This is a genomic window from Agrobacterium sp. fls2-241-TYG-188a (assembly GCF_030209845.1).
In genome coordinates this window covers 440,790-466,135 of the sequence record NZ_JARVRD010000001.1, presented here as the reverse complement: position 1 = coordinate 466,135, position 25,346 = coordinate 440,790, and the positions used below count along the sequence as shown (strand labels likewise).

At 57.0% G+C, this 25,346-nt stretch carries 22 protein-coding genes; 11 read left to right on the top strand and 11 right to left on the bottom strand.

Going from position 1 to position 25,346, the window contains the following annotated elements:
* Positions 1 to 178 precede the first annotated feature (178 nt).
* The 4 genes from ugpB to QRN85_RS01975 all read left to right on the top strand — a co-directional run bounded on the left by ugpB (position 179) and on the right by QRN85_RS01975 (position 4,462).
* A complete protein-coding gene (gene ugpB, locus QRN85_RS01990; RefSeq protein ID WP_113091893.1) occupies positions 179 to 1,483 on the top strand; it encodes a sn-glycerol-3-phosphate ABC transporter substrate-binding protein UgpB in 1,305 nt (434 codons plus the stop codon).
* Between the two features lie 195 nt (positions 1,484 to 1,678).
* The gene (ugpA, locus tag QRN85_RS01985; protein ID WP_062588221.1) at positions 1,679 to 2,560 is read left to right on the top strand and encodes a sn-glycerol-3-phosphate ABC transporter permease UgpA; all 882 of its coding nucleotides are present in this window, start codon (positions 1,679 to 1,681) and stop codon (positions 2,558 to 2,560) included.
* 10 nt (positions 2,561 to 2,570) lie between these two features.
* Positions 2,571 to 3,419: a sn-glycerol-3-phosphate ABC transporter permease UgpE gene (gene ugpE / locus QRN85_RS01980; RefSeq protein WP_062588223.1), complete on the top strand. Its 849-nt coding sequence runs from the start codon at positions 2,571 to 2,573 to the stop codon at positions 3,417 to 3,419.
* Positions 3,419 to 4,462: a sn-glycerol-3-phosphate import ATP-binding protein UgpC gene (locus tag QRN85_RS01975; RefSeq protein WP_284757055.1), complete on the top strand. Its 1,044-nt coding sequence runs from the start codon at positions 3,419 to 3,421 to the stop codon at positions 4,460 to 4,462. The genes ugpE and QRN85_RS01975 overlap by 1 nt, the downstream gene beginning before the upstream one ends.
* 23 nt (positions 4,463 to 4,485) lie before the next feature.
* On the opposite strand, the gene QRN85_RS24460 is transcribed toward QRN85_RS01975, so the two are convergent.
* The 7 genes from QRN85_RS24460 to QRN85_RS01935 all read right to left on the bottom strand — a co-directional run bounded on the left by QRN85_RS24460 (position 4,486) and on the right by QRN85_RS01935 (position 15,793).
* Positions 4,486 to 6,231 carry an ATP-binding protein gene (locus tag QRN85_RS24460; protein ID WP_350225061.1) on the bottom strand — a complete coding sequence of 582 codons (1,746 nt, stop codon included), beginning with the start codon at positions 6,229 to 6,231 and terminating at the stop codon, positions 4,486 to 4,488.
* A gap of 141 nt (positions 6,232 to 6,372) precedes the next feature.
* Entirely contained in the window at positions 6,373 to 9,483 is a 3,111-nt protein-coding gene (locus tag QRN85_RS01960) for an efflux RND transporter permease subunit (protein WP_284757054.1), read from the bottom strand.
* A complete protein-coding gene (locus QRN85_RS01955) occupies positions 9,480 to 10,730 on the bottom strand; it encodes an efflux RND transporter periplasmic adaptor subunit (protein WP_284757053.1) in 1,251 nt (416 codons plus the stop codon). The genes QRN85_RS01960 and QRN85_RS01955 overlap by 4 nt, the downstream gene beginning before the upstream one ends.
* A 353-nt stretch (positions 10,731 to 11,083) precedes the next feature.
* Positions 11,084 to 12,019 (bottom strand): esterase-like activity of phytase family protein, encoded by a 936-nt coding sequence (locus QRN85_RS01950; RefSeq protein WP_350225064.1) that lies wholly within the window; start codon positions 12,017 to 12,019, stop codon positions 11,084 to 11,086.
* 100 nt (positions 12,020 to 12,119) lie between these two features.
* Positions 12,120 to 14,024: a cobaltochelatase subunit CobT gene (gene cobT, locus QRN85_RS01945; RefSeq protein ID WP_062588231.1), complete on the bottom strand. Its 1,905-nt coding sequence runs from the start codon at positions 14,022 to 14,024 to the stop codon at positions 12,120 to 12,122.
* Positions 14,025 to 14,121: 97 nt separating this feature from the next.
* Positions 14,122 to 15,111 (bottom strand): cobaltochelatase subunit CobS, encoded by a 990-nt coding sequence (cobS, locus tag QRN85_RS01940; protein ID WP_062588233.1) that lies wholly within the window; start codon positions 15,109 to 15,111, stop codon positions 14,122 to 14,124.
* 64 nt (positions 15,112 to 15,175) lie between these two features.
* Positions 15,176 to 15,793, bottom strand: coding sequence for a J domain-containing protein (locus QRN85_RS01935; RefSeq protein ID WP_112962379.1), 618 nt, complete (start codon positions 15,791 to 15,793; stop codon positions 15,176 to 15,178).
* 114 nt (positions 15,794 to 15,907) lie between these two features.
* On the opposite strand from QRN85_RS01935, the gene QRN85_RS01930 reads away from it, so the two are divergent.
* The gene (locus tag QRN85_RS01930; protein WP_284757051.1) at positions 15,908 to 16,189 is read left to right on the top strand and encodes a BolA family protein; all 282 of its coding nucleotides are present in this window, start codon (positions 15,908 to 15,910) and stop codon (positions 16,187 to 16,189) included.
* A 10-nt stretch (positions 16,190 to 16,199) separates the two neighbouring features.
* Here the strand turns inward: QRN85_RS01930 and aroB are convergent, their stop codons facing one another.
* Positions 16,200 to 17,330 carry a 3-dehydroquinate synthase gene (gene aroB / locus QRN85_RS01925; protein WP_112962150.1) on the bottom strand — a complete coding sequence of 377 codons (1,131 nt, stop codon included), beginning with the start codon at positions 17,328 to 17,330 and terminating at the stop codon, positions 16,200 to 16,202.
* Complete coding sequence (locus QRN85_RS01920; RefSeq protein ID WP_062588439.1) at positions 17,327 to 17,929, bottom strand: shikimate kinase; 603 nt, start codon at positions 17,927 to 17,929, stop codon at positions 17,327 to 17,329. Before QRN85_RS01920 ends, aroB begins: the two co-directional genes overlap by 4 nt.
* Positions 17,930 to 18,100: 171 nt before the next feature.
* Between QRN85_RS01920 and QRN85_RS01915 the strand changes: the two genes are divergently transcribed.
* The 6 genes from QRN85_RS01915 (at position 18,101) to QRN85_RS01890 (ending at position 23,433) form a co-directional block, all read left to right on the top strand.
* On the top strand, positions 18,101 to 18,253 hold the full coding sequence (locus QRN85_RS01915) for a hypothetical protein (RefSeq protein WP_112962149.1): 153 nt from the start codon (positions 18,101 to 18,103) through the stop codon (positions 18,251 to 18,253).
* A gap of 18 nt (positions 18,254 to 18,271) precedes the next feature.
* Positions 18,272 to 19,225 (top strand): site-specific tyrosine recombinase XerD, encoded by a 954-nt coding sequence (gene xerD / locus QRN85_RS01910; protein ID WP_112962148.1) that lies wholly within the window; start codon positions 18,272 to 18,274, stop codon positions 19,223 to 19,225.
* Positions 19,226 to 19,288: 63 nt separating this feature from the next.
* A complete protein-coding gene (locus QRN85_RS01905) occupies positions 19,289 to 20,242 on the top strand; it encodes an acetyl-CoA carboxylase carboxyltransferase subunit alpha (protein ID WP_284757050.1) in 954 nt (317 codons plus the stop codon).
* Between the two features lie 254 nt (positions 20,243 to 20,496).
* Positions 20,497 to 21,951, top strand: a complete 1,455-nt coding sequence (locus tag QRN85_RS01900) for a sensor histidine kinase (RefSeq protein WP_284757243.1) — start codon at positions 20,497 to 20,499, stop codon at positions 21,949 to 21,951.
* Complete coding sequence (locus QRN85_RS01895) at positions 21,948 to 22,385, top strand: response regulator (protein WP_062588244.1); 438 nt, start codon at positions 21,948 to 21,950, stop codon at positions 22,383 to 22,385. Before QRN85_RS01900 ends, QRN85_RS01895 begins: the two co-directional genes overlap by 4 nt.
* Positions 22,386 to 22,392: 7 nt before the next feature.
* Positions 22,393 to 23,433 carry a response regulator gene (locus QRN85_RS01890; RefSeq protein WP_082469719.1) on the top strand — a complete coding sequence of 347 codons (1,041 nt, stop codon included), beginning with the start codon at positions 22,393 to 22,395 and terminating at the stop codon, positions 23,431 to 23,433.
* Positions 23,434 to 23,445: 12 nt separating this feature from the next.
* Here the strand turns inward: QRN85_RS01890 and QRN85_RS01885 are convergent, their stop codons facing one another.
* Positions 23,446 to 24,186 (bottom strand): L,D-transpeptidase, encoded by a 741-nt coding sequence (locus QRN85_RS01885; protein ID WP_113097908.1) that lies wholly within the window; start codon positions 24,184 to 24,186, stop codon positions 23,446 to 23,448.
* Positions 24,187 to 24,213: 27 nt separating this feature from the next.
* Complete coding sequence (locus QRN85_RS01880) at positions 24,214 to 25,269, bottom strand: L,D-transpeptidase family protein (RefSeq protein WP_284757049.1); 1,056 nt, start codon at positions 25,267 to 25,269, stop codon at positions 24,214 to 24,216.
* Between the last annotated feature and the right edge of the window lie 77 nt (positions 25,270 to 25,346).

Sequence of the window (25,346 nt, the reverse complement as noted above, 5' to 3'; positions counted from 1 at the left end):
AGCCACATTCCTTCTTCGCGACCATTTCCAGTGAGTTTCCGTTATTTTCACTGGCGCTAATGTGCATAGCCGTCGAATCGATGAAAAAAGGGTTGCGGCTACTGGATTAAGTGAGCAAAGAGTAACGAGGCGATTCCGGTCGCTTCGTAATTGCGTTCATGGTCAGGGAGGAAATTCCATGAAAGTCGTTCTCGCTTCGGTTACAGCCGCTGCTACTGCTATGCTGATGGCATCAAGTGCCATGGCCGCTACGGAAATCCAGTGGTGGCACGCCATGACTGGCGCGAACAACGAAGTTGTCGAGCAGCTTTCAAAAGAATTCAACGAAAGCCAGTCCAACTACAAGATCATGCCGGTTTTCAAGGGCACCTATGGTGAAACGCTCAATGCGGGCATCGCAGCGTTTCGCGCCAAGCAGCCTCCTGCCATCATTCAGGTCTTCGATGCCGGCAGCGGTGTGATGATGGGCGCGCAGGGCGCAATCGTCCCGGTTGCTGACGTGCTGGAGAAGGGTGGCTACAAATTCAACAAGGCAGACTACCTGCCCGGCATCGTCGCCTATTATTCGAAGCCAGACGGCACCATGCTGTCCTTCCCGTACAACTCATCGTCGCCTATTCTTTATTACAACAAGGACATCTTCACCAAGGCTGGCCTGAACGCCGACAATCCGCCAAAGACATGGCCTGAAGTGTTCGAAGCCGCAAAGAAGATCAAGTCGAGCGGCGCGGCGCCGTGCGGCTTTACCTCTACGTGGCTGACATGGATTCAGACCGAAAACTTTGCAGCCTGGAACAACCTTTCCTATGGCAGCAATGAGAACGGATTGGCCAGCACGGACGTGAAACTGGCATTCAACGCAGAGCCCTTCGTCAAGCATTTCCAGGCGATCGCGGATCTGGCCAAGGACGGAACCTTCCGCTATGGCGGTCGCACATCGGAAGCCAAGCAACTCTTCACGTCGAGCGAATGCGGCATTCTCACGGAATCCTCGGGCGGTCTGGGCGATATCGTGAAGAGCGGCATGAACTACGGCATCGGCCAGCTTCCTTACTACGAAGGCGAAGGCCGTCCGCAGAACACTATTCCCGGCGGCGCGAGCCTTTGGGTCTTCGGCGGAAAGTCCGACGACGAATACAAGGGCACTGCGGAATTCTTCCACTTCCTGTCCCAGACCAAGATCCAAGCGCGCCTGCATCAGGTGTCGGGCTATATGCCTGTCACGCTTGCAGCCTATGAGGACACGAAGTCATCCGGCTTCTACCAGAAGAACCCGGCACGCGAAACGCCGCTTCTGCAGATGATGGGCAAGCCGCCGACAGAAAACTCAAAGGGTGTCCGTCTCGTCAATCTCCCGCAGGTTCGAGACATCATGAACGAAGAGTTTGAAAACATGCTGGCTGGCAAGCAGGACGCCAAGGCCGCCCTGGACAAGGCAGTCGAACGCGGAAACGCAGCCATCAAGCAGGCAATCGGTCGATAAACCAGCCTGATATTGCAGCAGGTACAAGCGTATCTGCGATGAACTGGAACGGTCTGGAATAAATATTCCACACCGTTCCATATGTTCCAAATCTGCCTATGGCGATGTCGTCTTCACCGGTCAAGCGTTCAGATCCTTACGGGATCGAGGTCGCGGCTTTATCGGCTTGCCAGCATCGCCTCAAAGGAGCCCGACGTGCAAAGCGTTGTCTTTCCCAACAAGATTCTTCCCTATTTTCTGGTCGCACCGCAGATTGTGCTCACCGTCATTTTCTTCTTCTGGCCCGCGAGCCAGGCGTTGTACCAATCGGCAATGCGGGAAGATCCTTTCGGCCTTCAAAGCAGCTTTGTCGGCCTTGCCAACTTCTCGGACATCCTTTCCGACCCGAACTATCTGCACGCCCTTCAGGTGACCGTCGTCTTCAGCATCGCAACCGCGCTACTGTCGATGGGCGTGGCACTCCTGCTTGCCACAGCCGCTGATCTTGTCGTGCGAGGAAAGAATTTTTACCGCACCATGATGATCATCCCCTATGCCGTGGCGCCTGCGGTTGCCGGTATGCTCTGGCTGTTCATGTTCAATCCGGCCATGGGCACCCTCGCCTACATCCTGCGCCGCAATGGCATTGCCTGGGATCCGTTGCTGGACGGCAATCAGGCCATGACACTGGTTGTTGCCGCTGCTGCATGGAAACAGATCAGCTATAACTTCCTGTTCTTCGTGGCCGGTCTGCAGGCTATCCCGAAATCACTGCTGGAAGCAGCTGCCATCGACGGTGCGCGCGGTGCCCGCAGATTCTGGACGATCATCTTTCCGCTTCTTGCACCGACGACGTTCTTTCTGCTTGTCGTCAACACCGTCTATGCCTTCTTCGACACGTTCGGCATCATTCATTCGGTCACCGGCGGTGGCCCCGCGAAGGCTACGGAAACGCTCGTCTACAAGGTGTACAACGACGGCTTCGTCAATCTCAATCTCGGCTCGTCTGCGGCTCAATCCGTTGTGTTGATGATCATCGTCATCGCGCTCACGGCCTTCCAGTTCCGCTTTGTCGAGCGACGCGTGCATTACGGTTGAGGGACAGACAATGATTCAGAACCGACCCATAGCAACCTTGATGGCGCATTTGATGCTCATCCTCGGCATCATCATCGTCGCATTTCCGATCTACTACACATTCATCGCGTCTTCGGCGACATCTACCGATATCCTGCGACCACCACTTTCGCTTCTGCCCAGCGGACACCTCGTGGAAAACTATCACGAAGCCATTTCCGGCGGCGTTGAACGGGTGGTTGGGGTCAGTCTGGAACGACTTCTCTTCAACAGCTTCGTCGTTGCCATCGCAATTGCGGTTGGCAAGATCGTGATCTCGTTTCTTTCTGCCTTCGCGATCGTATTCTTTCGCTTCCCATTCCGCATGGGCTTCTTCTGGATGATCTTCGTCACCCTCATGTTGCCGGTGGAAGTCCGTATTCTGCCGACCTACAAGGTGATCGTCGATCTGGGCCTGCTCAATTCCTATGCCGGGCTGACCTTGCCTTTGATGGCATCCGCGACCGCAACATTCCTGTTTCGTCAGTTCTTCCTGACGATCCCCGGGGAGATGGTCGAGGCGGCGCGCATCGACAATGCCGGACCTTTCCGCTTCATGCGCGATATCCTGCTTCCGCTTTCAACGACGAACATAGCGGCTCTTTTCGTGATCCTCTTCATCTACGGCTGGACGCAATATTTGTGGCCGCTTCTGGTTACGGATCGCGCCGAAATGAACACAATCATAATTGGCCTGCGCCGCATGGTGGATTTTGCAGATGCCTCGACACCCTGGAACTACGTGATGGTCACGGCCATCCTTGCGATCATTCCTCCGGTTCTCGTCGTGGTGTTGATGCAGCGCTGGTTTGTAAAAGGCTTGGTGGAGACTGAAAAGTAATGGCAACTATCGAACTCAAGGACGTCCGCAAGGTCTATGGCGGCAATGTCGAGGCGATCAAAGGTGTTTCGCTGAGCATTCAGGATGGCGAAATGATCGTCCTCGTGGGCCCATCCGGCTGCGGAAAATCGACGCTTTTGCGCATGGTTGCCGGGCTGGAAAGCATCAGCGGCGGAGATGTCCATATTGCCGGCAAACGGGTCAACGATCTGGAGCCAGCAGAACGCGACATCGCCATGGTGTTCCAGAACTACGCGCTCTACCCGCATATGACGGTGCGCCAGAACCTGGCCTATGGTTTGAAAAACCGGAACACACCGAAGGACAAGATCGATCGGCGTATCACCGAGGCGGCACGTGCGCTGGAAATCGAGCAGTTCCTTGAACGCAAGCCGCGCCAGCTTTCCGGTGGCCAGCGCCAACGTGTCGCCATGGGGCGTGCGATCGTGCGCAAGCCATCGGCATTCCTGTTCGATGAGCCTCTGTCGAACCTCGATGCAAAGCTTCGCGTCCAGATGCGCGTCGAAATCCGCCGTTTGCAGCGCTCTCTGGCGACAACCAGCATCTATGTGACCCACGACCAGATGGAGGCAATGACGCTTGCAGACCGGCTTGTCGTTCTCAACGCCGGGCGCATCGAGCAGGTTGGAACACCCATTGAACTCTATGAAAAGCCAGCAACCAGTTTTGTGGCAACCTTCATCGGCTCCCCCTCGATGAACCTGTTGCCGCTCGACGGAGCGGCGTGGAAAGCGCCTGATAATGGGATGATCCCGTCGAGTGCAAAGACAATCGGTATCCGCCCGGAAGATATCGTCATTGCCGATGAAACGTCGAGCAGCCCCTTCAAGATCGATGTCGAGGTTGCTGCCGTTGAGTTGGTAGGAGCAGAAAGCTACGTTCACGGGGAGATGGCGGATGGCAGCGCCATCGTTTTCCGCGTACCGGGCCGCTCTGCGATAGAGATCGGGGAAAAGCTGAGAATAACCGCCGACCCGGCGCGTTTCCACCTTTTCGACAGCGAAGGACGGCGTCTCGACTGAGGCGCCATCAACGTCGTTGACCGTCAGGCTGCGGAAACAGGCATTTCGAAGGTAAAGCGGGTTTCCGCGTGGTCGGAATGAACGGTAATCGTGCCCTTATGCGCCTTGGCGATTTCGGAAGCGATATAGAGCCCCAGCCCCAATCCCTGCATAGTGGGGCGCACATCGCCTCGCCGGAATGGTTGGAACAGTTTTTCCATCGTGTCCGGCGGGATCGGCTCGCCCTGATTGCTGACCGACAGACGCAGCAATCCATCCGCCAGAGCTCCCGTGACCGTTATGGGCCCATCTTCAACGCCATGCGTCAAAGCGTTCGAGACAAGATTGGAAAACATCTGGGCGATCCGCAAGCGGTCTATGCGCATCGGCGTCGAAAGGTTGACGTTGATGTCGATCTTTCGCTCGGGATGAGCCACAAGAAGTTCGTCTATGACATGTGAAAGGGTGGTTGCGATATCGTGTTCGCCCAGGTCGAGCGAAATGCCGCCGCCCAGCCGTGCGCGTGCCAGGTCCATGACATTATCCACCAGACCTCCCATGCGCCCTATGCTTGCCTTCATCAATTTCAGGATAAGCGGACTACGCTCAGTCCATCCTTCCTTGATAAGGCGCGAGGTGCCAGCGTCCACGGCAGCGATGGGGTTACGCAGGTCATGGCCCAGCACCGCGATGAATTGTTCGCGCAATTCGGACACTTGCCGCTCACGCTCAAGCGATTGCTCAGCCGCTTTCAGCCTTTCATCCGCATCGAGATGGTGTCCGATCAGTTCCGCAAAAAGCCTCAAGGCACCAAGTACCTGAGGATTGTTCACCTTGGCAGGCTTGGGGTCGATGGCACAAAGAGAGCCAAAAAACTGACCGTTGGAAAGGATAATCGGCACGGAGATGTAACTGCGCAATCCATAAAGACGCGGCGTGTGATGATCCTTGTACAACGGATCGACTTCGGCATCGTCAAACACCACCGCCTCGCGATGATCGCGGATTTCATTGCACAATGTACTTTCAATCGGCAATTCATCCCCGGGCTTCAGGCCAAAACCAAAATGATCGACCGACAGGCAGGTAATCCATCTGTCTTTCGTGACGCGCGCGACAGCGGCGAAGCCCATGCCTGTCATGCGTAGGACAACATCCAGAATGACCGGGACCGCACTGATGCCAGCGACGCGTTCCACATCCTTCGACAAATCACCCCGGTCATCGCTGTAATCAGGCAAGAGGCTGCGCGCCTGTGCCAGATCGTTCGAAAGCGATCCGATCAGATCAACGGTTTCAAAAGCCGAAGCTGCTGCACTGGCCAACGCCTCCAACGTATCGATTTCCCACTGAGTAGCCTCATAGGGATGCGACCAATAGGCACCGATAGCGCCCGTAGCACCGCCAGGATTGTCGGCACCAACGGGTGCCATGATCAAGGCTTTGACGAATGTGCCTGAATAAAGGTCTTGAGGGACACGTTCATCCTTGGAGACATCAGGAACGACCGCAGTCTTTCTATTCGACATAGCCCAGCCGCTGATGCAGGAGGCGACCGGAAATTTCCGCCCTTTCCAAAGCGGGCCGATGGCGTCTTCCTCGATGTAATGGCAAAGATCGCGATCTCGACGGATGATTGCAATGCCGTCACAACCCACCAGGCCTCGGGCAGAGGCGCGCACAGTTTCGACAACCTCTTCACGTTTCCGCGCCCGTGCAATTCTTGCAATGGCTTCAGTCAGGCCCGAAAGAGATGTTATATTGGTGGATGCGAAATCCTGCAGTGCCATATCGTTCTACTTTCCCGGAACTATGGCCGTGTTGCGTGAGACGTTAGCACTTTCCCACATGTCCGCAAGTAGGGTAAATGCATTAGTTCTCACGGGCAAACGAGCGGAAATTGGCATTAGCCCTAGAAAATCAAAGACTCCTCAGGTCCGGCTGGCGTCATGTGTGGCATTGACAACCGGCCGTCGTGCGACAGGACCCCACAGCGATTTGATCACATCGGACAGGCGCTCAATCTCAACGAACACGACCGGCGTCATGAAGAGCGTCAATATCTGGCTGACGATGAGACCGCCGACGACGGCCACGCCAAGTGGCTGCCTGAGCTCCGAACTCGCACCTGTTCCAAGCGCTACAGGAAGTGCACCGAAGAGAGCGCAGAAGGTGGTCATCATAATGGGTCGCAACCGCCGGACGGCCGCCTCATGGATCGCTTTCAGCGTGGGCATGTTTTCCTCCCGCTGCAATGTCAGCGCGACATCGATCATCATGATCGCGTTCTTTTTGACGATGCCGATCAGCATCAGCAAACCGATCAGCGCAATGATGGAGAGGTCGAAACCGAAAAGCTTCAGCGTCAACAAGGCACCAAATGCGGCCGATGGCAGACCGGACAGGATTGTCAGCGGGTGGAGGAAGCTTTCATAGAAAACCCCAAGCACGATATAGATCGTCAGAACTGCAGCGCCGATGAGCAGGCCGGTGCTGTCGCTCGTTTGCTTGAATATCTGGGCGGCTCCGGCAAGGTTTGTCGTAACGGTGGATGGGAGTTGTATCTGCTGTTTGAGCAAGTCGATCTGCGCTGTCGCATCGCCCAACGATACGCCCGCAGGAAGGTTGAACGAAAGCGTCAAGGAGGTAAGCTGGCCGGTCTGGTTCACCGTTACCGGTCCTGATACACGGGATATTGTTGCAAAGCTGGATATTGGAACCAGAGCGCCCGATGCCGATGAAACCCTTATCGCGCCGAGCGATTGCTCCGTCCACTCCAGTGACTGATCATATTCCACGATCACATCATAACTGTTTCCGGTTGTCTGGATCTGCGTTGCGACATAGCTGCCAAATGCCGCCTCAAGCGTTTTTCGAATGGTTTGCGAGGTGACGCCGAGGCTGTTGGCACGATCATTGTCGACATCGATATGGGCTTGCAGGGCACTGTCCTGCAGATCGGAAGCAACATCGACGAAATGGGCGGAGTCCGAACGCATGGCATCTGCCAACGTCTGGGACCATTGGCGTGCCGCCGCGGCATCGATGGATTGCAACACGACCTGATATTGGCTCTGGGTGCTGCGCCCGCCAAAGCGCAAGCTCTGCTGCGGCGTGATAAAGGTTCGCAAGCCCGCTATGCCTGATAGCGCGTGCCTGAGATCATTCAGCGTTACCGCCAGCGCCGGTCGCTCATCGGCGGGCTTGAGCTGGACAAGCAGGTTGCCGGAATTGAGTGCCGAACCACCGGGGCCGGACCCGAGCGTGGAGGTTACGTGCGCGACAGCAGGATCGGCAGAGACGATTGCCGCCGCCCTTGCCTGAAATTCGCTCATGGCCTTGTAGGAAATGTCCTGTCGGGCCTGCGTCGAAACCGTCAGCAAACCAAGATCCTCGGTTGGAAAGAAGCTGTGCGCAAGGCTGGCAAACATCCAGCCGGAGCCGACCAACGTCATCACAAACATCAACATGACCAGCAAGCGATGATTGAGGCACCAGCCAACGGACCTGCTGTAGCCGTCTGTCGCGCGATCGAAGAGTGTTTTCCTGGCATGGTCAGGCGCCTGGTGATGTGGCAGCCGTGCCGCCAGCATGGGCGTGACCGTAAGAGAGACGATTGCCGAAGCCATGATCGCGAGCGTGACGACCACACCAAATTCATTGAGAACGCGTCCGACAATGCCGCCCATCAGCAGGATCGGCAGAAACACGGCAACGAGGGAAATCGACATGGAGATAATCGTGCCCGTCACTTCCTTGCTGCCTTCGACGGCGGCTTGAAACGCGGGCATGCCCTCTTCGACCTTGCGGACGATATTTTCCAGCATCACGATGGCATCGTCCACCACCAGACCGACCGAAAGCGTCAGGCCAAGCAGCGAAATATTGTCGATGGAAAATCCAAGCGCATACATGGCGCCCAACGTCGCGACAAGAGATAGCGGCACCGCAATTGCCGGGATGAGCGTTGCCCAGACCTGCCGCAGAAACAGGTAGATGACGAGGACCACGAGTCCCAGCGTCACCATCAGCGTCGTCTCCACATCTGCCACCGCAGCCCGGATGGAAACCGAAGCATCGTTGACGACGTGGATTTGCATATCCGCCGGCATGTTTGCCTGCAACTCCGGAAGTTTTGCCTTGATGGCATCAACGACCTGAACGGTGTTTGCCCCCGGTTGCCGCTGCACGGCAAGAACGATGGCGGGGGTTCCATCAAGCCAGCTGCCCTGATTGAGCACTTCGACACTGTCATTGACGGTAGCAACATCCTGCAGCCGCACGGCCCTGCCATTCGGGTTGGCGATGATCAGTGTGCGGAATGACGACGCGTCCGTGCGCTGCGTGGAGGCCTTCACGGTCAGGGCTTGCGAGGAGTTCTGCAGCGTGCCCACTGGCGACTGGTCGTTGGCTGCCGCCAGCGTGTTCGACAGCCCCTCTAGCGACAGGCCACGGCTGGCCAGCCTGGAGGGATCGACCTCTATTCGCACCGCATAGGTCTTAGCGCCGAATATCTGCGCCTGCGCGACGCCTGATATGGTCGACAACGCGGGCGAAATGATATTCTCCGCAAGATCATCCATCTTGGTAAGATCGGCGCCATCGCTCGTCAGCGCCAGAATAACCACCGCCGCATCCGCAGGATTGGCCTTTCGATAACTGGGCGGCGTCGTCATGTTATCGGGCAGCTGCCTCTGGGCACGTGCAATTGCTGCCTGCACATCGGCTGCGGCGGCATCGATATTTCTCGACAGGTTGAACTGTATGGTGATCTGCGTGTTACCGAGCGACGAGCTTGCCGTGATCGTATCGATACCGGCTATTGTTTCGAACTGCTTGATGAGTGGCGTGGCAACCGAGCTTGCCATCGTATCGGGAGCCGCACCCGCCAGTTGGGCGGACACGTTGATTGTCGGGAAATCCGCCTGCGGAAGAGCAGCAACCGGCAAGTTCCGATAGGCTGCGGCACCGGCCAAAAGCACACCGATGATGAGCAAAATGGTTGCGACCGGGCGGCGGATGAATATCTCGGAGATATTCATAGCGAGACACCGTTTTGCGATATTTCCGCCTTCGGATCGTTAGCACCAGACCGGGGTGCATTGACGGTCACCCGCGTGCCTTCGACCAGACTTGCCTGCCCCTCCGTTACTACCTGCTCTCCATCAGAAAGGCCCTGGGAAACGCCAGCCAGATTACCACTGCTTAGCGCAAGCGTGACCTTTCTCTTCTCAACCGTCTTGTCCGGCTTGACCACGAAGGAGACATAGCCACCCGACTGCGGTTGAAGCGCAACCATCGGCACGGTCACGAGATTGTCCATTTTGCCCGCGCTGACGATGACTTTGAGGGATTGCCCCGGCCAGAAGTTTTCCGCCTGGTTGTCGAGCAGCATGCGCAGTTTGAACGTGCCGGAGGCGGCGTCGACATTGTTGTCGATGAAGACGATATCGCCTGAAGAGGCGTTGCTATTGTCCTGCGTCGAATGGACTTCAGCCGTCAGCGTTTTGCTCGCATAATTGGCGCGGACAAGATCGAGATCCGGCTCCGGCAAAGAGAATTCGGCATAGACAGGCTTCATTTTCGTCAGCAGCACGACATCCGCGCCCGGCGCGACGTAAGCGCCTGCCGAAAGCAGCACGGCCCCCAACTTGCCATCGAAAGGCGCGCGGATCTGCGTCTGGGAAAGGGTGACATTGTCTGCGGCCAGATTTGCCTGGTCGACTTGTACCGTTGCTGCCGCCTGCTTTGCCGTTGCGGCGGCATCGCTGAACTGCTGCTGTGTATCGACGCCGGATTTGCTCAGGGTTTCAACTCTGGACAATGTTGAATTGGCTGAATCGAGGATCGCCTGATCCTTTGCCAATTGCGCTTCGTCGCGTTGAATATTCGCCCTTATTGTGCGGTCATCCAACTGGATCAGAAGATCGCCCTTTCGGACCTCCGAACCGTCCTTTGCGAGCACGTTTGCGACGATGCCCGAAATCGGGCTGGTCAGTGCAGTCGATTCAACCGGCACGATGGTGCCGATTGTCTGACGCAAAACAGGAATGGAGCCGCTCTTGGCAACAGCCGTGGTGACCGTCACGGAGCGGCCTTGCCCCTGCCCCCCTCCGCCGCCATGTCGTCCACCATTACCCGCCGCAGCGCTGGCGGTTGAGACAGCCCCCTGCGAGCCCCCGGATGGGTGAGCGACCCAGCCAGGCAGATAGGCTTCGAATTCGCTGCGATAAACGAAAACCAATAGAGACAGAGCAGCAACAACGAGGATCGTGACGACGTATTTCATGCGGAGGTCCTTGAATGAGGCTTATCCGATGGACAAAAGGCGCATTTCCACAAGCGTCCATCAGCGGAGCCTAGCCCAGCTCAGGATCGCTTGCGCCCTACCGGGACGACGGCATTTCGTTACTTCATAAAAAATCAGGTAGGACGTGAGGGGCTGGCAGTGTCGGCTCCGGGGAACGCATCCGATGAGAGCCGATCAAACGGTGCAGCCACCGCTCTTCCTGTTGAGCACTTAACGCCGCAACAGCTCAAAACGGAAGCCCGCATAATATTAAATTACTGTAATATGTAAGCTATTTCGAATAGCTCTCGTTCAACGCAACATCCAGCCAGTCGCATTTAAGCGCAATCAATCTAGTCGGTGAGCTTGAATTCAAGCATGAGACTGCGCTGCAAGAAGGAATGGTTGTCGTCTGAAACGAAGATCAGGCGGGTCGAGCCATCGGCACCTTTCACCACATCCAGCCCCTCCATATTGTCGATCTGGTACGCGAGATCGGCTTCCAACAGGATGGGTCCATCGACGACTGCGCCGGGTTTGATCGTGTCGGCAGAAATTCTGCGCAGCCGCATGCCCACGCCTTCTGCGAGATTGAAGCGGCGCTCAAGCAGAAGCAAGTCGCCATTTTCCAGAAACGCGCCGTCCGTCACTGAAAAGGAAGCATCCTTGGCAACGAAGAAAAGACCCTTTCGAGGTCCGTCCAGAACAGCGGCGTAGAGATTGCCACGAGTGTCGACACTCGCCTCTGTGACGGTGACGAGTGCACCCTGAAGCGGGCTCGATGCTGGCGAAAGCACAAGCGTCTCCAAACCGGCGTTGCGCCTGAGTTCCTGATCAGGAAGAAGGTGCGGCACTTTGCTGGTGGGCGTTGCAGCTGCAAGGTTCTTCGTTGAAAACACACCGATGCGTGGGAACTGCTCGAAGCTGACGAAGGCAGTATCTCCCCGCACTGCCAGTCCCTCAGCATCCATGTCGCGCTTGCGACGTGCCTCGTTCCCTGTCTCGTCGAGGATGGGATCTATTTTGACATGGGAAAGACCGGACAGAACACCATCGGCATTGCGTTCGACCTGTCCACTCATCCAGTGGCCTGTGTCCAGCACCGCAATGAAGTCTTTGCCGTCAGGTAGAAAACGAATGCTGGAAATGGCACCGAACAAAGGCTCAGGCGACGTGAAAATCAAGCCGCCGACGAATTCCAGCTGGCCGAAGCGCTTCTGGCTCGACTTGGTGCTGAAAGCCACGATGGGTTTAGACCGCACCTCCACGTCCAGCGTCGAAGCGGCCATTTTCGACGGAGCAAAGGTGAAGAACGGCAAGGCGACGACAGCGGCCGTGTTACCGACCAACCGACACAAGGATCGCAACAAAGTAGATGCGCGAAAAGGCCTAGCCTGCACGGCGCATCCTGCTGCCACGACGCGGCGCAGTGCTCGTGTCCTCGAACAATGCAGCCAGCTGTTCCGTCATGGCGCCCGCAAGTTCATCGGCATCCACGATCGTGACCGCACGACGATAGTAGCGCGTCACATCATGTCCGATGCCGATGGCCAGCAGTTCCACGGATGAACGCGTTTCGATCTGCTCGATAACGGCGCGCAGGTGGCGCTCCAGATAATTGCCGGGGTTGACTGAGAGAGTCGAGTCATCAACCGGCGCACCATCTGAAATCATCATCATGATCTTGCGCTGTTCAGGACGGTTGATGAGGCGATTATGCGCCCACATCAAAGCCTCGCCGTCGATATTCTCCTTGAGAAGCCCCTCGCGCATCATGAGGCCGAGGTTGCGACGTGCACGCCGCCAAGGCGCGTCTGCCGACTTGTAAATGATGTGCCGCAGGTCGTTCAAGCGACCGGGCGATGGCGGTTTACCGCCCGCAAGCCATTGCTCCCGCGACTGTCCGCCCTTCCAGGCCTTCGTCGTGAACCCCAAAATCTCGACCTTTACGCCCGAGCGCTCCAACGTCCGCGCCAGAATATCGGCGCAGGTGGCAGCCACGGTGATGGGACGGCCACGCATGGAGCCAGAATTGTCGATGACAAGCGAAACGACAGTGTCGCGGAACTTCGTGTCGCGTTCCTTCTTGAAGGAAAGCGGCTGCATGGGATCGATGATCAGACGCACCAGACGTGCGGGATCGAGGTACCCCTCCTCCAGATCGAAATCCCAGGAGCGGTTCTGCTGCGCCATCAGGCGGCGCTGCAAGCGGTTGGCCAGACGCCCGACTGCCCCTTGAAGATGGGCGAGCTGCTTGTCGAGGAAAGCACGAAGGCGATCCAGTTCCGCGTCATCGCAAAGCTCCTCGGCGTGGATTTCCTCGTCGAACTCCTGCGTGAAGATGCGGTAGTCAACCTTTTCGTTGAAGTCGTCGAAGGGGCTGTTTGGCCGACGGGTCTCGCCCGGCGTCTCGGAATCCTCGTCGAGGTCGTCGGACATTTCGTCTTCGGACATCTCGGCGCCGTCCATCTCGCCGTCTTCCATCTGCTCCTGGGAAGCTTCGCTTTCCTCGGCGGGGGCAGCATCGGAACCGGCTTCTTCCTCGACCTGCTCTTCCTGCGTCTCGTTGCTGGCTGGCTGGTCTTCGTCGGTTTCGGCCTCTTCGCTTTCGGGCTGATCGTCTTCGTCGCCGAAATCCTCAGCCATCTCCATGGACGTCAGCATCTTGCGGATGAGCTTCGAAAAAGCCTTCTGGTCTTCGACGACCTTGGACAAATCCTCAAGATCAGCCGCCGCCTTGCCCTCGATGAAGGGGCGCCAGAGATCCAGCACCTTGCCGGCGCTTTCCGGCGGCTTTTCGCCTGTGAGGCGCTCACGCACCATCATGGCGACAGCTTCCGCCAGTGGCGCATCTTCCTGCGTGTTGATGTTGACGAAATTGGCCTTGGCGTATTTTTCCGTATTCATCGCACGGATATTCGATGCCATTCCCGGCATCCGCCGCGCGCCGATGGACTCGACCCGCGCCTGCTCCACAGCATCGAAGATCAGCCGTGCATCCGCCCCCTGCGGGGCCATGTTCGCGTGAATATCGCTATCATGGCAGGCGAGGCGCAATGCCATGGAATCACCCAGGCCGCGGGTAACCGCAATCTCCTGCGCAGTGGGCTTCTTGGAGATTTCAGGCAGGCGCATCCGCTCGCCTGCCAGACCGGGCCGCTCATTGGCGAAAACAACCTCGACTTCGGCATCACCGGCAATCGACCGCACGCATCCGGTGATGGCCTGACGCAAAGGTTCGGCATCGATCACCATACCCGACTTGGGTCTTACATTGTCGCCACGGCCTGCCATTGTCTTTCCTGTCGATTCTGAACGTCACCCAAAGCCAAACGGCTTGCGGGTGACGTCTTCAACTCATCGGTGATGCTCTCCGGTAAACCGGGGAATATCAGGCGCTCAGAACGATGTTTGCGGCGCTTTCCTTCAGCTCAACACCGAATGCGCGCTGGTACTGCTCGGCCACGAGCGTCCGCTCCAGCTCGTCGCACTTGTTGAGGAAGGTCACGCGGAAGGCAAAGGCGACATCGCCGAATATTTCCGCGTTTTCCGCCCAGGTAATGACCGTACGCGGGCTCATGACCGTGGAAAGATCGCCATTGATGAAGGCCGAGCGGGTAAGATCCGCAACCCGGACCATCTTGGACGCAGTCTCACGACCCTTTGGATTGTCGAGGCTCTTCACCTTGGCAACGACGATGTTCACTTCCTGCTCATGCGGCAGGTAGTTCAGCGTCGTGACGACGGACCAGCGGTCCATCTGCGCCTGGTTGATCTGCTGCGTACCGTGGTAGAGACCGGTCGTATCACCCAGACCTACGGTGTTCGCCGTCGCGAAAATGCGGAAAGCGGGGTGAGGACGGATAACACGGCTCTGGTCGAGCAAGGTCAGGCGTCCAGAGGATTCCAGAACACGCTGGATAACGAACATCACGTCAGGGCGTCCGGCATCATACTCATCGAAGACCAGCGCGACATTGTGCTGATAGGCCCAGGGGAGGATACCGTCCTTGAATTCGGTTACCTGCTTGCCGTCCTTCAGCACGATGGCGTCCTTGCCGACGAGATCGATACGGCTGACATGGCTGTCCAGATTGACGCGAACGCAAGGCCAGTTGAGCCGTGCTGCGACCTGCTCGATATGGGTCGACTTGCCGGTACCGTGGAAGCCTGACACCATCACGCGACGATTGTGGGCAAACCCCGCGAGAATGGCGAGCGTCGTATCGCGGTCAAACAGGTAATCCGGGTCGAGATCAGGAACATAGGCATCGCCCTGCGAATAAGCGGGCACACGCAGGTCCGAGTCGATACCGAAGACTTCACGCACCGAAACGGTCGTGTCCGGCAGATTGGTAATATCGAGGTCAATTTTGCTCATAACGTCTCCAAGGCGGGTAGCAGCCACCCGGCCACATATCTTTCAGGCGATCACATGAAAGGGCTTAGCAGAAACCGGATTGCTTTAACAATTGGTAGGCTTGAATTACAGCACGAAAACGTTCTTCCGATCCGCGATCGCCGCCATTGGCATCAGGATGATGTTTTTTCACCAGGTCCTTATAGCTCCTTTTGATCTCTTCAGGCTTGGCGTTCACAGAAAGACCAAGCGTATCGAAGGCTTTTTGTTCCAGCGTCTTGAGTTTGCGGCTTTGCTGATAACGCGGGCCGCCCGAGCGCCCCTGCCCCGCAAAGCCGAACGGATCACGGATACGGGCATTGGCAGCACCCGAACGCAGGGTGGAATGCAGCGGGCTATCGCTCGCGGTCTTGTTCACGCCCACCGTCCAGGTAGGGCGATGGCCGGTTATCGCTTCCTTCTGATAACGCGCAATTTCACTATCAGACAGGCCGGAGAAATAGTTGTAGCCTTTATTGTAATCCTTCACATGCTCAAAACAGAACATGAAAAACTGCCCCTCGGCATTGCGGCCGACGGGAGCGCGATGAACGCCCGGCTTGTCGCAGCCATCCCACTGGCATGTCGGGGCCTGTACCTCAGGCTCCCGCTCCCGTTTACGGCGCGTGCGAATGCGGTCGAAGTATTTCGAATCCAGTTTCATGATATCCTGATTATGGTGCGCGAAAACGCGCACAACAAGAATTGACAAAGCAGAATGTTACGGGTTTCTAGGTAGCCCCTTTTTATGATCAACAGTGATTTGGAGTCCGAACACATGTCCTTGCGCGAGCGTATTCAAAACAAGCTCAACGAGGCGTTTTCGCCGGTTCGGCTCAACGTCTTCGACGAAAGCCACATGCACGCCGGACATCATCCGGATATCACCGGAACGGGTGAGACCCATATGCGTGTTCAGATAGTATCGGAAAGCTTTTCCGGCAAGTCACGCGTCGACCGGCATCGCGCGCTCAATGAAGTGCTGAAGCCGGAACTGGATGCCGGCCTGCACGCACTCGCGCTGGAAATTGCAGCGCCCGGAGAAAAGACGCGTTTTTGACGATGTGTTGTTAGCCGGGGTGCTTTTCGCCGAGGAAGGATCTTACTTCCGAAGCAGGCACATCATTGGCAACAAATGACTTGCCGATACCGTGGGTGAGGATGAAGGTCAGGTTACCGCCCTTGACCTTCTTATCCTGGGCGATGGCCGTCATCAGCATCTCCACATCGGGAAGCTTGCCGGGGATATCTTTCATGGTCGTCGGCAATCCGACAGCCTCAAGATGTGCTCTTACCCTTGCCGCATCATCCGGGCTGGCCAGGTTCAGACGTGCGGAAAATTCGTGCGCGAGCACCATACCGATGGCAACGCCTTCACCATGCACGAGGCGCTCGCTGTTATATTCCGTCGCCGCCTCCAGAGCATGGCCGAAAGTGTGGCCGAGATTGAGCAGCGCACGGACGCCATTTTCTTTTTCATCCGCCACGACGACATCTGATTTGGCCTGACAGCTTGTAGCAATCGCCTGAATTCGGGCTGGTCCACCTGAGAGAACCTCGTTCCAGTTCTTCTCCAGCCATTCAAAAAATTCAGGCTTGTCGATCAGACCGTATTTAACCACCTCCGCATAACCGGCGCGAAACTCCCGCGGGCTCAGCGTATCGAGCACCGCCGTATCCGCAAGGACGAGGTCGGGCTGGTGGAATACGCCAAGAAGGTTCTTGCCGTGACGCGAATTGATACCGGTCTTGCCGCCGACGGATGAATCCACCTGCGCCAGAAGAGACGTCGGTATCTGCACGAAGCGCACGCCACGACGCACGATGCCAGCCGCAAACCCCGCCAGATCGCCGATAACGCCGCCGCCTAGTGCGATGACGGCATCGTTACGCTCGATACGCGCAGCAAGCACGGTGTCGCATACGGTTACCAGATGATCGAAGCTCTTGGTCTTTTCACCAGCCGGAAGCGTCAGCGAAACCGCCTCGATACCATCGGTCTGCAGACCATCCATCAAAGCTTCGAGGTAAAGCGGTGCGACATGCTCATCCGTTACGATGGCGGCGCGCTTTCCTTTCAGGCGAGAGGAAATCTCACCGCCTGCGCGGCCTATCAGACCCGGACCAATCAAGATGTCATAGGCGCGTTCCCCAAGCGGTACGTGAACAAGACGTTCTTCAATGGTTTCGTGGACGGTCATGATGAGGCCTTCTGTTCTGCCCCTGCAATTGCCTGCAGGACTTCATTCACGATGATCTCCTTGCGGACATCGCGTGATTCAATCGTTATGTCGGCTTCCCCGTAAATAGGATAGCGCCTCTCCATCAACCCCAACAGGGTTGCCTTGGGGTTCTCGGTCTTGAGAAGCGGCCGGTGATCGCGCTTGTTGACCCGCTCCCAGAGAACGTCCAGATCGGCTTTCAGCCAGATGGAAACGCCGCTGCGCTTGATCTGTCTGCGGGTCGCTTCATTCACGAACGCGCCACCGCCAGTAGACACGACCTTTGGTCCGGCACGCAGCAGCCGCTTGATGACACGCATTTCCAGCGCGCGAAACTCGTCTTCCCCGTAAGCGGTAAACAGTTCCGATATCGTCATGCGCGATACGCGCTCGATTTCGACATCCGTATCGACAAAGGGGATTTTGAGTTGCTGGGCAACAAGCCGACCGATGGCGGATTTGCCCGCCCCCATCAAACCCACAAAAACGAGGTTTCGTCTGCCGAGCTTGGCTCGTGCTCTTTCGCCCAGACTTTTCCCACCCGTGCCGGGGTGGACCGTTATGTTGGTTTCGCTCATGAATGATGGCCCGTTTGGCATCGGTATCTGCAAATGTTTACCAAGCGTCAAGCCTAATTGCGCCTTATAGAAAGAGAATCATATGAAACACGCGAAGGATAACCGGACCTCGGCCTTGTCCTTCCCCAAACCGCATCTCATATGTCGCCCAACACGTGCACCGGAGTGTCCATGCCCACCCTCTTCCGTTTCCTGTTCGTGCTGGCAGCCATCGCTGGCATCATCTACGGCAGCATGGTGTCGCTGGTGATGCTGGTGGAACCGAAGCCGCGTGAAGTGACGGTGCGGATACCATCCGAGCGCCTCAATCCACCCACGCCCTGACGACGGAAAATCCCTTCAATGGCCAGTCAGGACGCCGCAAGGCTCGACAGTTTTCTGGAAATGATGAGTGCGGAGCGAGGGGCAGCGGCAAACACGCTCTCATCCTACGAGCGCGACCTTACCGACATGCGAGACTTTCTCAATCGTCGCAACATCGCGATATCAGAGGCTACGACCAGCGATCTTTCCGCCTATCTCGAATCTCTTTCTGCCAACGGCTTTGCCTCGTCTTCGCAGGCCCGTCGCCTGTCCTGCATGCGGCAGTTCTACAAGTTCCTCTATTCGGAAGGGCTGCGTGGCGACGATCCGACCGGCATATTGGACGCACCCAAAAAAGGACGCCCTCTTCCAAAAATTATGAGCGTGGCAGACGTTACGACGCTTCTTGCGCAGGCATCGAAGGAAGCCGAAACAGAAGGGCCGGGGCAGATTTCCCGTATCCGGATGCATCTCCTGCTGGAATTGCTTTACGCCACGGGAATGCGCGTCAGCGAACTCGTATCGCTGCCAGCCAAGGTTCTGCGTCATGACGGTCGGTTTCTGATGATCCGTGGCAAGGGCAACAAGGACCGTATGGTGCTGCTGTCGCGGGCGGCCATAAAGGCGATGGAAGCTTATGACCGGGCGAGATCCGCCCTTGTTCCAAAAAAGGAAGGTGAGCCGGAAAGCCCTTGGCTTTTTCCTTCCAGTGGCAAGGAGGGGCATCTCCCCCGGCAGGTCTTTGCCCGCGACCTCAAGGACATTGCCATCCGCGCGGGGCTCTCGCCATCGGCAATATCGCCGCATGTCATGCGCCACGCCTTTGCCAGCCACCTTCTCCAGAACGGTGCAGACCTGCGCGCAGTGCAGGAACTGCTGGGCCATTCGGACATTTCAACGACACAAATCTATACACATGTGCTGGAAGAACGGCTTCAAGAGCTGGTACAAACGCACCACCCTCTTGCCAAACAGGCCAAAAACCTTGAATAGAGCGACCGGAACCGCCGGGACCACCCGGTCAAACCTTGCGCAAAACGATCGGAAACGGATCTCATGCACAACTACCTCGACTTCGAAAAACCTATCTCTGACCTGGAAGGCAAGATTCTCGAGTTAAAGAAACTCGCTGCCGAAGACGAGAGTATAGATACCTCGGAGGAGATCTCACGCCTTGAAAGCCGCGTCCAGGACGCGATGCAGGACATCTACTCCAAGCTTAACGCCTGGCAGAAGACGCAGGTCGCGCGGCATCCGCAGCGTCCGCACTTCGTGGACTATGCCAAGGCCCTGTTCACGGACTTCACGCCGCTGGCCGGCGACCGCAAATTTGCCGAGGACGCAGCGATCCAGGCAGGTCTTGCTCGGTTCAACGGCCAGCCCGTTGCGATTATCGGCCAGGAAAAGGGCAGCGACACAAAGTCACGCCTGAAGCACAATTTCGGCAGCCCTCGGCCTGAAGGTTACCGCAAGGCCATCCGTGTTCTCGAACTGGCGGATCGTTTCTCGCTGCCCGTCGTCACGCTGATCGACACGGCCGGAGCCTATCCGGGCGTTGGCGCCGAAGAACGAGGCCAGGCTGAGGCCATCGCGCGCTCGACGGAAATGTGCCTCAACGCGAAAGTTCCTATCGTATCGGTCGTCATCGGTGAAGGCGGCTCGGGCGGTGCAATCGCCATCGCCACCGGCAACCGCGTCTACATGCTTGAGCACGCGATCTATTCGGTTATCTCACCGGAAGGTGCAGCCTCCATCCTCTGGCGCGATTCCACCCGCGCCAAGGAAGCAGCAACCAACATGAAGATCACCTCGGATGATCTGAAGGGTCTCGGCGTCATCGACGCTATCATTCCCGAGCCGATGGGCGGCGCGCATCGCGACCCTGCCAAGGTCATCGATGCGACCGGCAAGACGATCGAGGCAGCACTGAAGGAACTGATCCCGCAATCTGGAACACAGCTGCGCGCAGAGCGTCGCCAAAAATTCCTCGATATCGGGCGTAACCTCTAAGCAGGCGTCAATTCCTTCAAGAAAATCGGCCCGTCGGCGCATTGCTGGCGGGCTTTTTTTTTTTCTTCCACCCACAGAGTCCGCTTACATCGCGAGAATCGTCACCGCCTCTGTTCGATAAAAGTGAACAACTCGACCATTGATGCACCAACGTCTTGCATAAGGCATCGCTGGCGGATTACTTACGAAACAGCTTAAAAACTGCGGGGCATTCGTTGGCAAAATTATCTGCGTTCATTCGCCGAACACTCATCATGCTGGGAATAGGCGTTGCTCTGCTCGTCGGCATGGTGGCAACATCGCTATGGCTGGTGCAGGCCAACAATGAATATTCGCAGGAAACTGCCTCGTTGCGGCGGCTGCGCGCTTCGATTCTGGATGTGCTGACAACAGTGCAGGATGCCGAGACGGGGCAGCGCGGTTTTCTCCTGACCGGCGACGAGCGCTATCTTGCTCCTTACCGCGAGGCGGTCAACACACTGGCGGCCAAACGCGCTCTTCTTGTCGAAAGGATTGGTGACAGGCAGGAGTATTTGGGGGACATAGAGGGCCTGCAGGCCAATCTCGACCGAAAGCTCGCAGAGATCGGTGAGGGCATAGACCTCATGCGCGCCAACCGCACGCAGGATGCCGTGGATCTGGTCCGCCGTGACACTGGTCTGATCTACATGCGCGAGATCCGTGAAACGCTCAATCGTTTCCAGCAAATCACCGACGATCACCTTCGCATCCTTGTCGCCAATCAGCTTTCCGCTGCCGAAAACCTTCGTTGGGTGACAATCGTCGGCGCCGTCGCAATCACCGGCGTGTTGATCGGTGCCCTTGCGCTCATCATGAAATACATTCGCGAACTGATGCGCTCACGAGAAGAGGTCGATGAACTCAACCGGGGGCTCGAAGAGCGCGTCGACGAAAGAACGCGCGATCTTATTCGCGCCAATCAGGAAATTCAGAGATTTGCCTATATCGTAACCCACGATCTGCGCGCACCATTGGTCAACATCATGGGATTTCTGTCGGAATTCGATGCATCGCTGAAGCCCGTGCAGGCCTATGTTCTGGCGGATGGCGCAGCACTGCCCGAGCGCGACGTGCAGGATGCAAAGACCGCGGTCAAGGAAGACCTGCCGGAAGCGATTGGCTTCATCCGTTCCTCGACCCGCAAGATGGACCAGCTCATCAATGCGATCCTGAAAATATCCCGCGATGGCCGACGCAAGCTTCAGGCTGAAAAAGTCGACATCAAGGATCTGCTGATTGCGGCAGGAGCAAGCGTTCAGCATCAGGTCAGCGCGGTGGATGGCAGCATAGACATCGACGTGCCAAGCTTTACGGTCATCAGCGATCGCATTTCGCTGGACCAGATACTGGGCAATCTCTTTGACAACGCCGTCAAATACCAGATGCCCGGAAGACCGCTGAAGATTTCCGCCCGCATTCTGCCGCAGGGCCGTGGCATCGTTCGCATTGATGTCAGCGACAATGGCCGCGGGATTGCAGAAGACGATTTCGAGCGGATTTTTGAGCTTTTCCGCCGTGCGGGCGAGCAGGATCAGCAAGGCGAAGGCATCGGCCTTGCTCATGTGCGGTCGCTAATAAGAAATTTAGGTGGAGACATTACGGTCGCGTCCGAGCTCGGCAAAGGAAGCACATTCCATCTGACACTGCCGACGGACCTTCGAAAAATTACGCGCGGGAGCGATATATGAAAGCCACAGGACAAGAAGTAACGATCGTGATGATCGAAGACGATGAAGGTCACGCGCGCCTTATCGAAAAGAACGTAAGACGTGCCGGCGTCAACAATGAGATTGTGCCCTTCACCCTTGGCCACAAGGCGCTGGACTACATTCTCGGCCCGGAACGGGACGGCCTTGTGAGCAAGGATCGCTACCTGCTGATCCTGCTGGATTTGAACCTGCCGGACACGTCAGGAATACGGATCCTTGAGCAGATCAAGAGCAATGAGCACACCAAGCGCCTGCCTGTTGTCGTGCTGACCACAACGGATGACGAGACCGAGATACAGAAATGCTATGATCTTGGCGCGAATGTCTATATCACCAAGCCGGTAGACTATGAGGGTTTCGCGACCGCAATCCGCAATCTTGGACTTTTCTTCTCCGTTATTCAGGTCCCGTGAAAGTTTAATGACGTTGAACATTTTGTATGTCGATGACGATCCGACGCTGGCTAAGCTCGCTCAGCGCGTGCTCGGCCGTCACGACATAGCGGTGGTCCATGCAGCATCCGTTGCCGCTGGTCTGAAAGAGTTTGAGGCCAACACATTCGATGCGGTTGTGCTCGATCATTACTTCCAGAACGGTACCGGGCTGCAATTCCTGGCTGCCATCGGAGAGGCCTGCCGGACCATCCCGGTTCTTTACGTTACGGGCGCCAGCGAAGCACAGATTGCCATTGATGCCCTGAAGGCGGGCGCGGCGGACTATGTCATCAAGAATGTCGGCGACGACTTCTTCCCGCTTCTGCTGAACTCCATCCAGCAGGCGCTTGAAAACTTCCAGCTGCGCCGGGCGAAGGAAGAAGCGGAAGCGCAACTGCTGCAGGCGAAGGAACGCGCCGAACTGATGGCCAAGGAGATGAATCACCGCATCGCCAACAGCCTCTCGCTGGTCTCCGCGATGATACGGATGCAGCTTAACGCGGTGGCGACCGAGGAGGCGCGCACCGCGCTACTTGAGACCCAAAGCCGCATCTCGGCCATCGCAGGTGTTCATCGCAGTCTTTACACCGCCTATAATGTCGGGGAGGTCGAGCTCGATTCCTACCTCTCATCCATCATTCAGGATCTCGGCCGCTCGGCGCGCGACAATGAGAAAATCCGTATTCTAACCGACATGGCCAATGTGAAGGCCTCGCCCGATCAGGCCGTGGCGCTGGGGGTTATCGTAACCGAGTTGACGACCAACGCGCTGAAATACGCCTATCCAGAAGGTGAAGGCGACATTCGCATTCGTCTGGAGCGGCAAGACGGCCAAATCCGACTTTTTGTCGAAGACGATGGCGTAGGCATTGGCGATAGCGATCAGCCAAAGGGCACGGGTCTTGGCACGCGGCTCATTACCGCCATGGCTCAGAGCCTGAAGGCAGACATCACGCAGTCAACAGGACCTGCCACCACTGGAGCAAGAATTCGCATCCAGTGGGAAGAGGCCGATTTATCGCACTGATCCTGTCAGATCCTAATAATAATCCGGGCCCGGGCCCACGGAGGCGTCTGGCGCCATGACCATTTGCGGAGCCGCAGCGGCACCGGACATGACGACGATCGGTGTGCCATCGGGCACACGATTATAGAGGTCGATGATGTCCTGGTTCATCAGTCTCACACAGCCGGACGATACCGATTTTCCGATCGTCCACCATTCCGGCGATCCGTGCAGCCGGTAGATCGTATCGCGACCATCCTTGAAGATATAAAGAGCGCGGGCACCAAGCGGGTTCATCAGCCCAGGCGCCATGCCGCCATTGGCAGCACTGTAGGGTTGAAGCTCCGGCTGGCGGGCAATCATCTCATCAGGCGGCGTCCAGCGTGGCCACTGCCGCTTGTATTGAATGACGCCCCTGCCCGCCCATTCGAATCCGGCACGGCCCAGGCCCACACCATAGCGCATGGCCTGATTGCCCTCATAGGTCAGATAGAGGAAGTGATTGGCGGTATCGACAACAATGGTGCCGGGACGCTCGCCAGTCGGATTGTCCACCATCTGCCGGTAGAAGCGGCGATCGATCTTTTCGTAGGGAATGGCAGGAAGCGGAAACATCTCGTCCGGTTTTGGACCGTAGATTTCAGCATAGAAAGGATCGGCTACGGGTCTTGCACTCTGCACCACCTCGCGCTGCGTGGTGTTACATCCGGCAAGCGCCGACAAAGCCAGGCCTCCCGAACCCAAAAGGAAAGACCGACGGGTCGAATCAAGCATTTTCAAATATTGTCCTCGTCAAATAGATCATCTCGAGCCCGCAAACGGGTCCGCGAGTGCCGCTTCCGGGCGGCTGATGGGGTATTTCGTGCCGGAAACCTTCGCTGCCATGCTTTTTGGACCATCATTTTTCAGGATGGCACGAAAACTTGGATGCATTCCGCCGTCGACATAAGCATTGACCGCGCTGGAAGTTCCGCCACCGAGTGCTGCTGCGAGCTTCTGCTGTTCGGCGTTAAGCTTCGCGGCGACTTCCGGCTCCGGCTGGCTGACCGCTGGCGGGCAGCTTGCCAGCGGATCGGATGGCTCTCCGCCGGCAAATTCCGTGTTGAACACATAGCGCTTACCGCAAACGGACACCTTGGGCTGGCGCCTTGTCAGCTCGAAATAGTCATAGCCTTCCTTGAGGGTCTTCCAGAAGCCAAGGTTCGGATCGCTCTTGTATGCTGCCATGTTGCGCGCGGTCATACGGAACGGATAGGCCTGAACCTGAAACTGGTTCTGTCCGCCCTTCAGTGCCCTGTCGACAATGGCGTAGATTTCGCCAACCTGCTGGTCCGTCATGGCATAACAGCCAGAAGACGAGCAGGCACCATGCACCATAAGTGCCTCGCCCGTGTAGCCGAGGGCCGATTCCAGCCGATTGGGATAGCCGAGATTGAAGGAAACATAATATTGTGAATTCGGGTTCAGCATTCCAGCAGAGACATGGTAAAAGCCTTCCGGTGCCTGACGGTCGCCGCTTTTCGTCTTGGGGCCCAGCTTTCCCGACCATCTGCACATGGGATAGGTCTTGAACAGGGCGTAGTGCCCTGACTTGTCCACTTTCCAGACCTCGAGTTCGCTTTCCTGTTTGAAAATGCGGACCAGAACCGGGCTTTCAGGCTTCATTCCCTTCGCTGACATGGATGCAGCAATTTTGGATGACAGCTTTGGGGGAGCACGATCGGCGCTGTCGAAGCCCATCGAGGTGCACGCCGCGAGCACGGCACAGATTGCCGCAACACTTGCTGCCTTTACCGAACCATGGATCAAACCCCGCAGTCCCTCAGGTCCTGCCCGCAAATTTTTCACACTGCTCATCAAAACGCCTTACCCGCCACCGTAAGCGAAGCCCTACATGGAGAAGTTGACCGCAAAACGGCAACTCTTGAGGGATA

Excerpts from the sequence above, each read along its gene's own strand:
- QRN85_RS01915 (WP_112962149.1), top strand. The coding sequence starts at position 18,101 with ATGCCCACCCTCTTCCGTTTCCTGTTCGTGCTGGCAGCCATCGCTGGC.
- QRN85_RS01890 (WP_082469719.1), top strand. The coding sequence starts at position 22,393 with ATGACGTTGAACATTTTGTATGTCGATGACGATCCGACGCTGGCTAAG.
- QRN85_RS01885 (WP_113097908.1), bottom strand. The coding sequence starts at position 24,186 with ATGCTTGATTCGACCCGTCGGTCTTTCCTTTTGGGTTCGGGAGGCCTG.
- QRN85_RS01900 (WP_284757243.1), top strand. The coding sequence starts at position 20,497 with ATGCTGGGAATAGGCGTTGCTCTGCTCGTCGGCATGGTGGCAACATCG.
- QRN85_RS01935 (WP_112962379.1), bottom strand. The coding sequence starts at position 15,793 with ATGAAACTGGATTCGAAATACTTCGACCGCATTCGCACGCGCCGTAAA.
- QRN85_RS01955 (WP_284757053.1), bottom strand. The coding sequence starts at position 10,730 with ATGAAATACGTCGTCACGATCCTCGTTGTTGCTGCTCTGTCTCTATTG.
- QRN85_RS01880 (WP_284757049.1), bottom strand. The coding sequence starts at position 25,269 with ATGAGCAGTGTGAAAAATTTGCGGGCAGGACCTGAGGGACTGCGGGGT.
- QRN85_RS01905 (WP_284757050.1), top strand. The coding sequence starts at position 19,289 with ATGCACAACTACCTCGACTTCGAAAAACCTATCTCTGACCTGGAAGGC.
- QRN85_RS01895 (WP_062588244.1), top strand. The coding sequence starts at position 21,948 with ATGAAAGCCACAGGACAAGAAGTAACGATCGTGATGATCGAAGACGAT.
- cobT (WP_062588231.1), bottom strand. The coding sequence starts at position 14,024 with ATGGCAGGCCGTGGCGACAATGTAAGACCCAAGTCGGGTATGGTGATC.
- xerD (WP_112962148.1), top strand. The coding sequence starts at position 18,272 with ATGGCCAGTCAGGACGCCGCAAGGCTCGACAGTTTTCTGGAAATGATG.
- QRN85_RS24460 (WP_350225061.1), bottom strand. The coding sequence starts at position 6,231 with ATGGCACTGCAGGATTTCGCATCCACCAATATAACATCTCTTTCGGGC.
- cobS (WP_062588233.1), bottom strand. The coding sequence starts at position 15,111 with ATGAGCAAAATTGACCTCGATATTACCAATCTGCCGGACACGACCGTT.
- QRN85_RS01930 (WP_284757051.1), top strand. The coding sequence starts at position 15,908 with ATGTCCTTGCGCGAGCGTATTCAAAACAAGCTCAACGAGGCGTTTTCG.
- QRN85_RS01960 (WP_284757054.1), bottom strand. The coding sequence starts at position 9,483 with ATGAATATCTCCGAGATATTCATCCGCCGCCCGGTCGCAACCATTTTG.
- QRN85_RS01975 (WP_284757055.1), top strand. The coding sequence starts at position 3,419 with ATGGCAACTATCGAACTCAAGGACGTCCGCAAGGTCTATGGCGGCAAT.
- ugpE (WP_062588223.1), top strand. The coding sequence starts at position 2,571 with ATGATTCAGAACCGACCCATAGCAACCTTGATGGCGCATTTGATGCTC.
- QRN85_RS01950 (WP_350225064.1), bottom strand. The coding sequence starts at position 12,019 with ATGGCCGCTTCGACGCTGGACGTGGAGGTGCGGTCTAAACCCATCGTG.
- aroB (WP_112962150.1), bottom strand. The coding sequence starts at position 17,330 with ATGACCGTCCACGAAACCATTGAAGAACGTCTTGTTCACGTACCGCTT.
- QRN85_RS01920 (WP_062588439.1), bottom strand. The coding sequence starts at position 17,929 with ATGAGCGAAACCAACATAACGGTCCACCCCGGCACGGGTGGGAAAAGT.
- ugpB (WP_113091893.1), top strand. The coding sequence starts at position 179 with ATGAAAGTCGTTCTCGCTTCGGTTACAGCCGCTGCTACTGCTATGCTG.